Below are 15077 nucleotides of genomic sequence, written 5' to 3' on the forward strand. Positions count from 1 at the left end.
AAATTAAAAAAAGTATGATATAATCTATTACAAAGTTGTTTATGGAAATTTAAAAAATAATGTTGACAGTACTAATGAAATATGGTAATATATTTATTGTTCAAAATATATCGGTGTGTAGCGCAGTTCGGTAGCGCACTTGCCTTGGGAGCAAGGGGTCGTAGGTTCAAATCCTGTCACACCGACCATTATGCGGGAATAGCTCAGATGGTAGAGCGTCAGCCTTCCAAGCTGAATGTCGCGAGTTCGACCCTCGTTTCCCGCTCCAAGTGGTGACCGTAGTTCAGTTGGTAGAGCGCCAGTTTGTGGATCTGGTTGTCGCGAGTTCAAGTCTCGTCGGTCACCCCACTTTAAAAATTTCATGCATGGGTGGCGAAATTGGTATACGCACTAGACTTAGGATCTAGCGCTTCGGCATGAGGGTTCGAGTCCCTCCTCGTGCACCATAAGTTAATAATATTTATTTTATATATTCCATATGGCAATTTGTTAAACATTTTGTTGTGTGGATTTTTTATTAAAGGAGTTGGATCAAATGAAAAAAGTTTTACTTTACATATTTACCCTTATTTTATTTATTTCTTGTGATGCACAAACTGCAAGAAAACAATTTGAAGCGGGTCAATATTTAAAAAGTGTGCAAACAACAGTTAAATATGTATCAAATGGTAAATTTTCAAAGTTGAAGTTAAAAGATCAAGATGAACTTATTTCAAGAATTAAAGTTATTGACAAATATTACAGAGATAATATTGAAGATCAAGAAGAAGGTGCTGACATTAAAACTTTATATGAATCATTTCATATATATGGTTTAATAAAAAAAGTTCCTGAATTACAATCTGAACTAAGATATCTAACTCAAAGCGTTGTAGATAATAATATTGAACTTGTTGTAGCAAAGCAAAATAAAGAATTAAGAACATTAGGAAGCAGAAGTAGTTCAGAAATAGAAAGAATCCTTAAAGGGTATAATGAAATTAAAGAACATATGCAAGACTACAAAATTGTAGGAACAAAATATGAAGATCATTATAAAGCATTTTCAAGAAACCTTGCTGATGGATATTTAATTCTTTCAAGAAAATTTGACTTAGATGAAAGTCAATATTTACAAGCATTAAAAAATGCATCGCAAGCATATAGTTACTATGATAAAGATTATAAAGGAAGTAAAACTCAATACGAAAAAGTAAAAAAAGAATTAGATCTTAAAAAAGCAGATGCGTATTTTGACGAAGGAAGAAGAAACTTATTCTTTGGAAATTACGATATAGCTTTAGATAAGTTAAATGAAGCGTATAATATATATAATAAATATTCATCAAATAAACGTTATGAAGTAAGAGACTACATTAATAAAGTAAAAGATGAAAAGAAAAAGAGAAATGCTGAAGAACATTACGGAAAAGCATTAAAATATTTAGTTCAAAATGATTATAAAAATGCTGTAAAAGAATTTTATGCAACAAGTAATATAATATATAATTATAGAGATAGTTATACTTTAGCTAAAAAATATGAAAAATATATAGGTTCAAATACACCTGACAATAATGATGCACCTAAAATAATTGATAAAACATTTTCTTTAAATCTAAATGGAGATGTAAGTAGAGAATTAATAATATCTGAACTTGAAAGATTAGGATTTAGATATACTAATCATAAACCATTTTATGTTATAGAAGTAGAAACTTTTGCTGATTATGATATATCTACTCAAGTGAAAAGAGAACCTTTATATGTAAATAATTATGGAGTTCCAAGTTATTATGAAAAAATAACTGAAACAGTTACTGAAGTAGTAAAATACGATCTTAAATTATCAACAAAATCTTATGAAAGATCAAAGAAATTAGAATTTAAGAATCAATATACAAAAGTATCATTTACAGGTAATATACCTGCAACTGAATCAGGAGAAAAATTTGAAGGTAGACAACTAGGAAAAGCTGCAATGATAGAAGAAAATTCATATAAAGTTGAAAGAGAATTAAGGGAATTAATACAAGATTTTGCAAGAACAGTTAGATAAAAGGGGAAAAGTGTGAAAAATATCAGTGATAAATTGAAAAAGAATAATATAAAGCCATCTTTGCAAAGAATCCAAATTTTTCAATACTTCTTACAAGCCAAGAATCACCCTAGTGTTGATATGATATATAGTGACTTGCATAATCAAATTCCAACTTTATCTAAAACAACTGTATATAATACCTTGAAAATTTTCACACAAAAAAAATTAGTTAATGAAATTGTTGAGGGAAAAGAAAACAGATATGACGCAATTTCTGAACCACATGGACATTTTAAATGTATGAAGTGTCAAGATATATACGATTTTGAATATGATTTTGAATTAAAAGAATTAAAAGATTTTGATATAGAGTTGATACAATTTTATGTTAAAGGTATATGTAAAAATTGTAAAAAGTAAAAAAACAGAGCCCTATCCCTAAATAAGTAGGGGTAGGGTATATTTTTAGGAGAGACATGAAGGCAAAAAGAAGATTTCTGCTTAGTGTATTTTTGATATTGATTTCATCTTTTACACAAGCGTATATTATACAATCAATAATGACACCTGCACATATATTGGCAAGTGGTTTTACAGGATTATCAATGCTGTTTAACCTGATTTTGTCAAAATTTAATATTAATATTTCAGTATCTTTTTTTATAATTATGTTTAACTTACCTGTAGCTATTATGTGTGCTAAAGGTATAAGCAAAAAATTTACATTTTTATCATTACTTCAAATAATAACCACATCAATACTACTTAAAATATTTCACTTTGAACCGGTGTTTAATAATGTCTTTTTAAGTGTTACGGTCGGAGCATTTGCTTATGGATTAGCTTTAGTTTTAGCACTTAGAACAGGAGGGTCAACCGGAGGAACAGATTTTATCGCTCTTTATATATCAAATAAAATAAATAAAACAATATGGGATTATATTTTAGTTTTTAACGCTGTAATTTTAATTATTTTTGGTTATTTATCAGGTTGGGATAGAGCAGGTTATTCTATATTGTTTCAATATATATTGACTAAAACTATATCTACTTTTTATCATAGATATCATCGTGTAACTTTACAAATTATTACAAAAAAACCTGATGAAATTATAGAAGGGTATATAAGTCAATATAGACACGGTATAACAAAAACGTGTGGGGAAGGTGGATACACAAAACAACCTATATTTATATTATACACTGTAATTTCCAGCTATGAATTAAACGATACAGTAAGGCTTGTAAAAGAAATAGATGAAAAAGTAATAATAAATGTTTTTAAGACAGAAGATTTTTACGGCAGTTTTTATATGTTACCAATTTAAAAAAATGTAATTAATATGATATAATATAAGGTAAAGGAAAGATTTATATGAAAGAAAGAGTAACTGCTGATATGAATATAATGGAAGCGGTAGAAAAATATCCTATTGTAGCTGAAATTCTCATGAGATATGGACTTGGTTGTACAGGTTGTTTCATATCAGAAGCTGAGAGTTTATATGACGGAATAGCAGTACATGGATTAGATCCGGATATAATAATAGAAGAAGTAAATATGATATTAGAAATGGAAGAAGAGGATAATAATGAAAACAACGGGTCAGATTTTAGTTAAATATATACCTAAAAAGACACCTAGGCAAGATTTAGCTAACATTTTAGGAGTTGTCCCCCAATATTTAAGCAATATTTTAAATGATAAAAAATCACCATCTAAAAAATTTTTATCAAAAATTTATGAATGTTTAAGTGTTAGTAATGAGGATAAAAAGGCAATAGAAAATTACGAAATTTTCAGAAAAACTCCTAAACAGTTTCAATCTGAACTACTTGAATTAAGATCTCTTGTTAAAAGTAATTTTAATAAATATGAAACTGTCCCTATAAATTATATGGGGATTTTTAAAGATAGTGGATTTTTGCAGTCAAAAAATGATATTGAAATGATAATTTCAAATACAGGATATATTTTTGAATTTATTGAAGAAGGAACATTTTTTGTAAGAATAGACAGCGATAATTATGAACCTTTTAAAAATAGAGAATTAGTTTTTTTTGAACCTTATTCTGAATTTATAGGGGAAATAAATGATAAATATTGTATGGTTGAATACAAGAATAAAAAAGAAATATATATAGTAAATAAAATAGATAAGCATTTAATATTAAAAGCTGTAAATAAAAACGCAAAATCTTATGTTTTGACTAAAAATGATAATAAAAATGTAAAAATATTAGGTATTTTATTTGGAACTTTCAATAAATTTAAGGGGTTAGATACAAAATGAGTAGAAAATATTTCGGTACAGATGGCATTAGAGGAGTAGCTAATAAAGATTTAAGCTTAGATTTAGTTACAAGACTTGGATTAGCACTAGGATATTATTTGAACAAAAAAAATGAAGACAAAAGCAAAAAGCCTAGAATTGTACTTGGTACAGATACAAGAATATCTGGGTATATGATAAGATCTGCACTTTCAGCAGGACTTACAGCTATGGGTATAAATATAGATTTTGTTGGGGTTTTACCTACACCGGGTGTAAGTTATCTTACAAGAATAAAAAATGCTAATGCAGGAGTTATGATTTCAGCATCACATAATCCAATAAAAGATAACGGTATCAAAATTTTTAGCAGCAATGGATATAAGTTACCAGATGAAGTAGAAGAAGAGATAGAAGGTTATATGGAAGATTATGACTTTTTAAAAAGCAACTTAGCTGAGCCTGAAAGACTTGGAAGATATACATTTGTTGAAGATGATGTAAAATTATATAGAAGATTTTTAAGAAATACGTCAAACATTGAATTTACAGGATTTAAAGTTGTAATAGATACAGGAAATGGAGCTGCGTATCGTATAGCTGCAAAAGTATTTCAGAGTTTAGGTGCAGATGTTGTTGTAATAAATAATATTCCAAATGGTAAAAATATTAATGTAAAATGTGGATCAACTCATCCTGAACTATTACAAGAAATGGTTAAACTATATAAAGCAGATTGTGGACTTGCTTATGATGGAGATGCAGATAGACTTATAGCCGTTGATGAAAATGGAAATATAGTTGACGGAGATTTAATTATTGCAGTTATAGCAAATAATATGAATAAAAAAGGTCTACTTAACTCAAGTACAGTAGTTACAACTGTTCAAAGTAATATGGGATTTGAAAAATATCTTGAAACTAAAGGTATAAGATTAATAAGAGCAAATGTTGGAGACAGATATGTATTAGAAAAAATGCAACAACAATCTTTAAATTTAGGTGGAGAACAATCAGGGCATATAATAATGTTAGATCACAATACAACAGGAGATGGTGTATTATCATCAATACAATTTGTTTCAGCAATTATTGAATCAAAACAAAAAGTAAGTGAATTAGTTTCTAAAATTAAATTATGGCCTCAAAGACTTGAAAATATAGTTGTATCAAAGGAAAAAAAGAAAAATTGGCATGATAATAAGAATATTTTAGATGTAATACAAAAATGTCAAAAAGAAATAGAAGGAATTGGAAGAATTCTTGTTAGAGAATCAGGAACAGAAGCATTAATAAGAGTAATGGTTGAAGCTAAAACAGATGAAATAGTTAATAAATATGTAGATGAAATTTCAGATGTTATTAGAAAGGAATTAGTAGATGCATAAAAAATTTGCCTATGTCTATGATGAATTTACAAAAAATGTAGATTATGAAAGTTGGTTTAAATTTTTAAGAAGATATCTTAATAAAAAGGGTAAATTACTTGATATTGGTTGTGGTACAGCAAGTATTACAACTATGTTTAGAAAATATGGTTATGATACAACAGGTATTGATATATCACAGGATATGCTAGCTGTTGCCAGAAAAAAAGATGATAAAATCAAGTACTATAACCTTGATATTACAAAAGAGAAGTTAAATGAGAAATTTGACTATATAACTTGTAATTTTGACACGGTAAATTATTTTTCAGGTTATGAAGCATTAAATTCATTTATAGAAAATTGTAGTAGTATGCAATCTAAGGGCGGAATTTTAATTTTTGATCTTGTTGAGCTTGAAATTTTTGATGAAATGTTTGAAAATGATATATTCATTGATGAAGAAGTAAATTATACAGCAATATTTAGACATGAAGATTTAAAGGATAATAAGCATCTTGTTGAAATAACAGCATTTATTAAAAATGAAGATGAAAGCTACTCAAAATATATTGAAAAACATATTAAATATATATATGATATTAATAAAGTTATACAAATGTTGAATGATAAAGGGTATAATATATATGATATAGCTAAAAATGAGATGTATGGAGAAAGCAGACTTTTTATAATTGCAAATAAAATGAGGTAAATTATGAAAAAATCTAATTTTGATGAATTGCACAAACTAAAAGACAGTGAGTTTACAGAACTTGCTGAAAGTGTTTCTTTTAGTAATAAAAAAGAATTTAATAAAGATAAAGACGGAGATGAGTTAAAAAATATAGAGAAAAAACAAAAAGTAGATAAATCATTATCGAAATATTTGGTAGCAGCTACCAATTTTACATATATACTTATATCTCCGTTAATTTTGCTTTTAATACTATATTATTTTTTAACAAAATATGTATTATATAAAAGTTCTGTAATACTTTTAATTCTTTTTATTATTCTTGGAATAATAAGTGGTTATTGGTCTCTTTTTAAAGAAATCAGAGGTGGCAAAAAATGAAAAAAATATTTATTTTATTGTCTTTGGTGGCAATGATAAGCTATACAAATGAATTAAATTTACATCTTACAAATACAACACATAAAAGCGTAAATGCAGACAGTGCAAAATTATTTGTTACTTTAAAAGTGAAAGATAGAAATTTAAAAAAAGCAAGTGAGAGTATAAAAAATAAGAGTAAGTTATTTACCAATGAAATCCAAAATAGTAATTTAGCTACTGTAAATATAGCAGATTACAATTATTCTAAAAATAATGTCGTAACAAAAAATAAAGAAGTTAAATATAAGACAAGTATAGTATTTGCATCTAATGAGATGTCAAAATTTGCAGATAGTTCATATGTAACAACTAAAAATAATAAAAATGTATATAATTTAGTATTTTCAGAAATTTCAGAAAATATAGTATCTAATTTAGAAAAAATATATAAACGGGTTTCAAAAGTATCCAATCATCTTTCTTTTGTCAGTGCAAAAACAATACAGATTGATGACAATGTAACTGAAAAAGAGTATACAATATCACAAACATTTTTAATTGATTTAAGTAATATCAAAAATATTTCAAAGGTAGTATCAATAGCAAAAAAATATGAGATGGAAGTTGATAATCCCGATTTTTATGTTAAAAATATAGAATATAATACTTTAGATGAAATAAATAAATCTAAAAATATAGCAAAAATAATTTCTAAAAAATTGGGGTATAATCTAAAAGATGAATATATATTAAATTTTATTAAATCAAGTAATAATTCAAATTATATAAGACAAGACTACAAATCAAAGCCAATGAATTTGAGTATTGAAAAAATGGAAACTGATATACAAAGTCCAAATATGGAGGAAACAATCACATCAAGTACAAGTTTTAAAGCATATAATGACAGTAAGCTTAATTTAAAAAATAATATTACACTAGAAATTAATGCAAGTGTTGAAGCAAAAGATAAACTTGCAAAAATTAGTATAAGTGTAGATGATGATAAAAAGGTTTCAAAATTAAAAAGTATTTTAAATAAAATAGGAATATTACATAAATTATCTACAAAAACTTATTATAGCTCATCAGTTGAAAAAGAAATTCCTGTGTATAATAAAGAGCAATATATAAGTTTTATGGTCAATTTATTAAATATAGATAAAAATAATTTCAGATATATATTAAACAAATATCCGGATATTAATGGAAATAAAATAGAAATAAAAGCAGATACATATGAAAAAGCTATGCAAATATTTAAAAATATTGAAACGGACTTAAAAAAGCATGGCGTAGCTGTTAATGTTGATAGTTATGAAAATATATCTAAAGAAATTTTAGTATCTAATAAAAAAGTTAAAGAAAATATATTAAATCATAATCTTGAAATAGAGACACAAGATTTAAAAAATACAGGGCTTATTATATCTATATGTCAAGAACTAGGAATAAATATATCACATATAACTTTTGAAGCTGATAAAGAGCAATTAGAAGAGTCGTTGTATACTAAGGCAATTGAAAAATTTAAAGATGAAATAAAAAGTTTTGGTAAATATGAAGTTCAAAGTATAGTTCAAGATAACGTAGATAATGATTATTCATATGAATATTATCCAAATATGAATAATAATAAAAAAGAATTGCCAAAAATAAGTGATGAAAAAATAATAGAAAATGCAATAACAAACTATATTTATGTTCCAAATAGAACACTTAAAATATATAAAAATTTAACAATAAAAGCTAAGGTGGAAAAATAAATGTCGAAAGTTCAAAAATATGGAGGTTCATCTGTTTCAACTACTGATAAAATAAAAGCAATAGCAAATCACTTAAAGACACTAAAAGAAAGTGGAGATGACCTTGTAGTAGTGGTATCTGCTATGGGAAAAACTACGAATAGTTTAATAGCACTTGCAGGAGAAATAACAAATAATCCTAATGTAAGAGAATTAGATAGACTTATGTCTACCGGTGAAAATCAAACTATAGCGTTACTTGCAATAGCATTAAACAATATTGGTGTTAAAGCTATATCGTTTACTGGAGAACAAATAGAATTAAAAACAAGTGGAGTTCATACAAAAAGTAGAATAAAAAGTATAAATACTGAAAAAATAAAAAAACATTTAAAAGATGGATATATAGTAGTAATTGCAGGATTTCAGGGAATAGATGAGTTAGGAGATGTAACTACTTTAGGTAGAGGAGGTTCTGATACTTCAGCAGTTGCTCTTGCTTGTAGTTTAAATGCAATGTGTGAAATATATACAGACGTTGATGGAATATATGGAATTGACCCAAGAGTGTATGAGAATGCGAAAAAAATAAATGAAATTTCATATGAAGAAATGATGGAATTGGCATATCTAGGAGCAGGAGTTATGGAGCCTCGTGCAATAGAACTTGGATACAAATATAAAATACCAATTTATGTTGGAAAAACTCTTGGAGAAAAAAATGGAACTTTAATTAAGGAGAAAAAAATGGAAGAGCATAGAATAAAGGGTATATCTATAAATGAAAATACACTTATGGTTACAGTTGACAATATACCTACATATGCCAAAAATCTTGAACCAATATTTACTAAGGCTGTAGAATTAGGTATTAATATAGATTTAATAAGCCATAATGATGTAATATCAGAAAACGGAAGTATAGCATTTACAACACCAAGAACTGATAAAGCAATGGTTGAAAACTTATTTAAAGATTTAAATTTAGAAGGTGTAAGTGTAGTTTTAAATAGTGAAGTTGTAAGAGTATCTCTGGTGGGTATAGGAATAGTTACACATATAGGAGTAATATCAAGAATATTTAAGGTTCTTTCAGAACATAATTTAAGTTTTCATCAAATATCAACATCTGAAATAAGTATTTCTTTGGTTGTTGATGAAAAAAATGGAAAAGAAATAGCAAGATTACTTGCAAAAGAGTTTGAATTGTAGTAGGAGGTGTATTGTAAATGAAACTTAAAGGAGCATATGTAGCAATAATAACCCCATTTAAAGAAGATTTATCTGTTGATTATGATAAATTGGAAGAATTGGTTGAGTTTCAAATTTCAAATGGTATTTCAGGTATAGTTGTTTGTGGAACAACAGGTGAAACGCCAACTTTAAATGAAATTGAATATGAACATGTTATAAAAACAGTTGTTAATAAAGTAAATAAAAGAGTTGTAGTAATAGCTGGAGCAGGAGCAAATAATACACAAAAAGCTGTAGAATTAACTAGAAAATGTAAGGACATAGGAGCAGATTATGTTTTAAGTACTTGTCCTTATTACAATAAACCTACACAAAAAGGAATAATTGCTCATTATAGTGAAATAGCAAAAGTTGGTATACCTATAATAATATATAATGTTCCGGGAAGGGTTGGAGTTAATATTACACCAACAACTATATTTGAATTATCAAAAATCCCTAATATTATTGGACTTAAAGAAGCAAGTGGTAATATAGAACAAATGATAGAAGTAAAGAAATTATGCAAAGATAGTTTAGAATTATTATCAGGAGACGATCCTTTAATATTACCTGCAAGAGTACTTGGATTTGAAGGAGTAATTTCAGTTGTTGCAAATGTGATACCTGATAAAATTTCTATGTTTTATAACACTCCATTAGATAAAGCCTACGAAATTCATGAGTATTTATATGATATAAGTAAAAATATGTTTATTGAAGGAAATCCTGTAACTATTAAAGAAGCTATGGATATTCTAGGGCTTGCGAAAAATACATTAAGATTACCTTTAGTAAAAGCAAGTGAAGATACAAGACAAAGACTTATTGAATTATTCAGGGAAAAAGGACTTTTAATATGATAAAATTTTCAAAATATAACGGTTTGGGTAATGATTTCATAATAACAGATGAAAAAGTAAGTCAAGATGATGTGAAAAAATTATGTGACAGGCATTTTGGAATAGGTGCAGACGGTTTAATCATAAATGAAACAAAAAATGGTTTGCCATTTATGAGATTTTTTAATGCTGACGGAAGTATTGCTAAAATGTGTGGAAATGGTATTAGATGTTTTGCAAAATATCTTGATTTAAATGGTGATGATTACTCTAAAATTGATACTTTAGCAGGAATAAAACAAGTTGAAAAAATAGAAGATAAATATAAAGTGTGTTTAGGGGAAGCAAAAATTAATTTTTTAGATAAAGAAATAGAATTAAAAGGAAAAACAATAAAATTAAATTTTGTTGATACCGGAACAGATCATTGTTGCATAATAGATAATGATATAGATTTTGAATTTTTAGAAAAATACGGTAAATTAATAGAGAAAAATTATAGTATTTTTCCAAATGGTACAAATGTAAATTTAGTACACATAGTTTCGGAAAATGAAATTAATGTGTATACTTGGGAACGTGGTGTAGGAATAACTCTTGCTTGCGGTACAGGTGCAGGGGCCTCAGTTTATGTTGCTAATTTACAAGGAAAAGTAAACAAAGATTGCAGGGTAAATTTACTTGGTGGAGCAGTTAATATTAATGTTGTAAACGGTAATATATATATGACAGGAACAGCAACAAAAGTATTTGACGGTTATACTTATTAAGAATGTGAGATGATAAAATGAAACAAAACGTGGCAGTAGTCGGAGCAACAGGACTTGTTGGACAAACAATGTTAAAAGTTTTAAAAGAAAGAAATTTTCCAATAAAAAACTTATATCTTTATGCTTCGGCAAGATCTAAAGGTAAGAAAATAGTATATGACAACGTAGAATATGAAATAATAGAGCTAAAAGAAGAAAATATAAAAGATGATATTGATATTGCCCTATTTTCAGCAGGAGCTGAGATATCAAAAGAATTTGCTCCAAAATTTGCAAATAAAGGAGCTATTGTAATAGATAATAGTAGTTGTTTTAGAATGGATGACAATATACCTTTAGTTGTACCTGAGGTAAATCCTGAAAAGATAACATTAAATGGAATAATAGCAAATCCTAATTGTTCTACAATTACAGTTATACCTGCATTAAAATATATAAACGATACGTATGGTATAAAAAGAATAGTTTATTCAACTTATCAATCTGTATCAGGAGCTGGGCAAAAAGGCTTAGAAGACCTAGATAATAATTTAAAAGGAGAATCAAGTAAAAAATTTAGCAGCCAAATAGCGTTTAATTTAATTCCTTTTATAGATAAATTTGATGAAAGTGGCTATACAAAAGAAGAGTTAAAAATGATAAATGAAACAAGAAAAATTTTATCAGAACCAAATATTAAAATAACAGCAACTTGTATAAGAGTCCCTGTAAGATATTCTCATGCAGTTAGTGTAAACCTTGAATTATCAAAAGATTTTGATCTTGAAGAATTAAAAGAAGGACTTTCAAAAGCAGAAGGTGTTATTTTAAAAGATCTTGCAATGCCAATAGAAGTTGAAGGTAAAGATGAAACTTATGTTGGTAGAATAAGACGTGATTTCTCATTAGAAAATGGACTGAATTTATGGATAGTAGCAGATAATATTAGAAAAGGAGCAGCAACAAACGCAGTTCAGATAGCACAAAAAATCGTAGATATAAAGGAGGTTGAATAGTTAAATGGTAGAAGCAATAGAAAGAATAAAAATAGCGGAAGAAGAAGCTTTTCAAATAATTCAAAAAGCAAATACTGACGCTGCCGGTATTGTAGAAAGTGCAGATATTTGTGCAAAGCAAAAATATGAAAATACAATATTAGAAACGAAGGAACATTTAAAAGTAAAACTTTCGGAAAAATTTAAAGAAGTTGAAAATGAATTGTCGAGTGAAATTGAAGAAGCCAAAAAAAATGGTGAAAATTTAAAAGCAAATGCTTCTTCAAAAAGTGCTGAAGTAATACAAAAACTATTAGAAGACTTAATAAAATGAGGATAAATGTATGGCAATATTAAGAATGAGTAAATTCAGCTTAATAATATTTAGTCATGATAAAAAAGAAATTCTAAGTGCTATGCAAAATTTTAAGGAAGTAGATTTTAGGCAAACTAAAATTGAAGACTACGGTTATAGTAATTTTGTATCAGAAAACCAAGAAGATATTGACGATAATATTTATAAACTGGATTTAACTATAAAAAAATTAAGAAAGTATGCAAAAGCAAAAGGTGCTATTCAAAGTCTTAAAGAGGGAAATAAAGAATTTACTTATGAAGATTTATTTACATTTGCTAAAAATAGTAATTATAAAGAAATAATAGAAAAAGTAAATAATTGTTTTACTGAATATGATTCAAATATTAAGACTATTGAAAATGCTAAAAACAAAATAGTAGAGTATAAACCATACTCTAAATTGGACATAAGTTTAAGCAATGTAAAAAGTTTAAAACAAGCATTTATTACAATTGGAACTTTACCAACAAAAAATTACGAAAGTATGCTTGATGATTTAAAAGAGTATGATGTATATATCGAAATATTAAATGAAACAAATAAAGAAAAAACTTTAGCAATGATGTTTTTAGAAAAACAGGAAAAAGAAATTTTAGAAATTGCAAGAAAATATGGATATAATAGATCAAATATAAGTATTGATAAAAAGCCTTTAGAATATATACATAAATATGAAGATGATATTAGAGATGCAAAAACACAAAACGAAATAATTGAGGTAACTTTATCAGAACTTGCAAAAGATATAGAAACATTAGAAGTATGCTATGAATACTTTAAAAACGAAAAATTAAAAGAAACAGTCAGTGAAACTTTTGGTCAAACTCAAAATCTTTCTGTTATAACAGGATATGTTCCAGACATTAAACTGAAAGAATTTGAAAAAGTTATAAAAAATGTATGTACAAATTATTATTATTTAAAAACTGAAGAGGCAGCAAATGACGATGGAGATGTGCCGATTAAGTTTAAGAATAACGGATTTTCAGATGCATTTGAAGGACTTGTTAAAACATATTCAATGCCACGTTATAGCGAAATTGACCCGACACCTGTTGTTGCACCATTTTATTGGTTGTTTTTCGGAATGATGGTTGCAGATGTAGGGTATGGAGTATTAATGGCAATACTTACAGGACTGGTTTTAGCAACTTGTAAATTATCTGAATCATTAAAGAAAAATGTTAAATTCTTCTTTTATTTAAGTTTTTCAATTATGATTTGGGGAGCAATTTATGGTTCATATTTCAGTTTACCTATAAATGTGCCGCATATTATAGACCCTGCAAAAGATTATAATACAATACTTGCAATGTCGATAGTTATAGGTGTTATTCATATATTTGTAGCTTTAGGTGTTAAAGCTTATGTATATATTAAAAATGGTAAGATTTTAGATGCTGTATATGATGTATTATTCTGGTATATACTACTTTCAACTGTCATAATTATGATAGGTGGAAACAGTTTAGGCGTACCTGAAACTTTTGTAACAATATCTAAGTATTTAATGATATTATCTATGATAGGTATAGTTTTAACTGGTGGAAGAGAAGTTAAAAATGCTGGAGGACGTATAGGACTTGGAGTATATGCATTATATGGAATATCAGGGTATATAGGAGATTTCATATCATATGCAAGACTTATGGCACTTGGACTTTCAGGTGGATTTATAGCTCAATCAGTAAATCAAATTTGTACTATGATAGGATTTAAACTACTTACTATAATTTTTACAATTTTAATATTTATAGTAGGTCAAACGTTTAACATGTTGCTTGCTTTACTTGGAGCATATGTACACTCTGCAAGATTAATATATGTAGAATTTTTCGGTAAATTCTATGAAGGCGGAGGAAAAGAATTTAAAGACTTCAAAATTGAAGAAAAATATATAAATATAAAAGAGAAAAATAATTAGGAGGATATAAAGATATGTTAGAAATGTTTAAAAACACAGGATTAATTTTTGCTGTAATAGGAATAGCGTTAGCAGTAATTTTACCAGGAATTGGATCAGCTAAAGGTGTAGGAATGGTTGGGGAAGCAGCAACTGCTGTTGTTATAGATGAACCTGAAAAATTTGCTAAATCACTTATATTACAACTATTACCTGGATCACAAGGATTATATGGATTTGCAATAGGATTACTTGCACTTGGTAAAGTAACAGCGTTAAACCCTGAAGCAACTATGATGACTACTCAACAAGGTATATATTTATTAGCAGCTTGTTTACCTATAGCATTTGTTGGTCTTTATTCAGCTATATCACAAGCAAAAGTATCAACAGCAAGTATAACTATCTTAATTAAAAACGAAAGTCAACAAGTAAAAGGTATAATATATGCCGTAATGGTTGAAATTTATGCACTACTTGCCTTTGTTATTTCTTTCATTCTTTTAGGTGCTGTTGCATTTTAAGGAGGAAG

The 15077-nt window shown here is 27.2% G+C and carries 16 protein-coding genes and 4 tRNA genes; all 20 read left to right on the plus strand.

Annotated elements, in window-relative coordinates:
* The first annotated feature begins 111 nt into the window (after positions 1–111).
* The 20 genes from AWT63_RS03810 to AWT63_RS03905 all read left to right on the plus strand — a co-directional run bounded on the left by AWT63_RS03810 (position 112) and on the right by AWT63_RS03905 (position 15069).
* Positions 112–188 (plus strand) — tRNA-Pro (locus AWT63_RS03810).
* Positions 189–192: 4 nt separating this feature from the next.
* Positions 193–268, plus strand: a tRNA-Gly gene (locus AWT63_RS03815).
* Positions 269–272: 4 nt separating this feature from the next.
* A tRNA-His gene (locus tag AWT63_RS03820) sits at positions 273–348 on the plus strand.
* 15 nt (positions 349–363) lie between these two features.
* Positions 364–446, plus strand: a tRNA-Leu gene (locus tag AWT63_RS03825).
* 89 nt (positions 447–535) lie between these two features.
* Positions 536–2038, plus strand: a complete 1503-nt coding sequence (locus AWT63_RS03830) for a hypothetical protein (RefSeq protein ID WP_068268498.1) — start codon at positions 536–538, stop codon at positions 2036–2038.
* A 12-nt stretch (positions 2039–2050) separates the two neighbouring features.
* Positions 2051–2440, plus strand: coding sequence for a Fur family transcriptional regulator (locus AWT63_RS03835; protein WP_068268499.1), 390 nt, complete (start codon positions 2051–2053; stop codon positions 2438–2440).
* A gap of 56 nt (positions 2441–2496) precedes the next feature.
* Entirely contained in the window at positions 2497–3348 is an 852-nt protein-coding gene (locus tag AWT63_RS03840; protein ID WP_068268500.1) for a YitT family protein, read from the plus strand.
* 47 nt (positions 3349–3395) lie between these two features.
* A complete protein-coding gene (locus AWT63_RS03845) occupies positions 3396–3641 on the plus strand; it encodes a DUF1858 domain-containing protein (RefSeq protein WP_068268501.1) in 246 nt (81 codons plus the stop codon).
* The gene (locus AWT63_RS03850; RefSeq protein WP_068268502.1) at positions 3613–4314 is read left to right on the plus strand and encodes a helix-turn-helix domain-containing protein; all 702 of its coding nucleotides are present in this window, start codon (positions 3613–3615) and stop codon (positions 4312–4314) included. The genes AWT63_RS03845 and AWT63_RS03850 overlap by 29 nt, the downstream gene beginning before the upstream one ends.
* Positions 4311–5681, plus strand: a complete 1371-nt coding sequence (gene glmM / locus AWT63_RS03855) for a phosphoglucosamine mutase (RefSeq protein WP_068268503.1) — start codon at positions 4311–4313, stop codon at positions 5679–5681. Before AWT63_RS03850 ends, glmM begins: the two co-directional genes overlap by 4 nt.
* Positions 5674–6375 carry a class I SAM-dependent DNA methyltransferase gene (locus tag AWT63_RS03860; protein ID WP_068268504.1) on the plus strand — a complete coding sequence of 234 codons (702 nt, stop codon included), beginning with the start codon at positions 5674–5676 and terminating at the stop codon, positions 6373–6375. Before glmM ends, AWT63_RS03860 begins: the two co-directional genes overlap by 8 nt.
* A 3-nt stretch (positions 6376–6378) precedes the next feature.
* Positions 6379–6738 carry an AtpZ/AtpI family protein gene (locus tag AWT63_RS03865; RefSeq protein WP_068268505.1) on the plus strand — a complete coding sequence of 120 codons (360 nt, stop codon included), beginning with the start codon at positions 6379–6381 and terminating at the stop codon, positions 6736–6738.
* Positions 6735–8486, plus strand: a complete 1752-nt coding sequence (locus tag AWT63_RS03870; protein WP_068268506.1) for a hypothetical protein — start codon at positions 6735–6737, stop codon at positions 8484–8486. Before AWT63_RS03865 ends, AWT63_RS03870 begins: the two co-directional genes overlap by 4 nt.
* Entirely contained in the window at positions 8487–9677 is a 1191-nt protein-coding gene (locus AWT63_RS03875; RefSeq protein ID WP_068268507.1) for an aspartate kinase, read from the plus strand.
* Positions 9678–9694: 17 nt separating this feature from the next.
* Positions 9695–10561 carry a 4-hydroxy-tetrahydrodipicolinate synthase gene (gene dapA, locus AWT63_RS03880; RefSeq protein WP_068268508.1) on the plus strand — a complete coding sequence of 289 codons (867 nt, stop codon included), beginning with the start codon at positions 9695–9697 and terminating at the stop codon, positions 10559–10561.
* Positions 10558–11310 (plus strand): diaminopimelate epimerase, encoded by a 753-nt coding sequence (dapF, locus tag AWT63_RS03885; protein ID WP_068268509.1) that lies wholly within the window; start codon positions 10558–10560, stop codon positions 11308–11310. Before dapA ends, dapF begins: the two co-directional genes overlap by 4 nt.
* Before the next feature lie 17 nt (positions 11311–11327).
* A complete protein-coding gene (locus AWT63_RS03890) occupies positions 11328–12305 on the plus strand; it encodes an aspartate-semialdehyde dehydrogenase (RefSeq protein WP_068268510.1) in 978 nt (325 codons plus the stop codon).
* Between the two features lie 4 nt (positions 12306–12309).
* Entirely contained in the window at positions 12310–12618 is a 309-nt protein-coding gene (locus AWT63_RS03895; RefSeq protein ID WP_068268511.1) for a hypothetical protein, read from the plus strand.
* A gap of 10 nt (positions 12619–12628) precedes the next feature.
* Positions 12629–14566, plus strand: a complete 1938-nt coding sequence (locus AWT63_RS03900; RefSeq protein WP_068268512.1) for a V-type ATP synthase subunit I — start codon at positions 12629–12631, stop codon at positions 14564–14566.
* Between the two features lie 14 nt (positions 14567–14580).
* Positions 14581–15069 (plus strand): V-type ATP synthase subunit K, encoded by a 489-nt coding sequence (locus AWT63_RS03905; protein ID WP_068268513.1) that lies wholly within the window; start codon positions 14581–14583, stop codon positions 15067–15069.
* The last annotated feature ends 8 nt before the right edge of the window (positions 15070–15077 follow it).

This window comes from Caviibacter abscessus, assembly GCF_001517835.1.
In the GTDB taxonomy this organism is placed as follows: Bacteria; Fusobacteriota; Fusobacteriia; order Fusobacteriales; family Leptotrichiaceae; genus Caviibacter; species Caviibacter abscessus.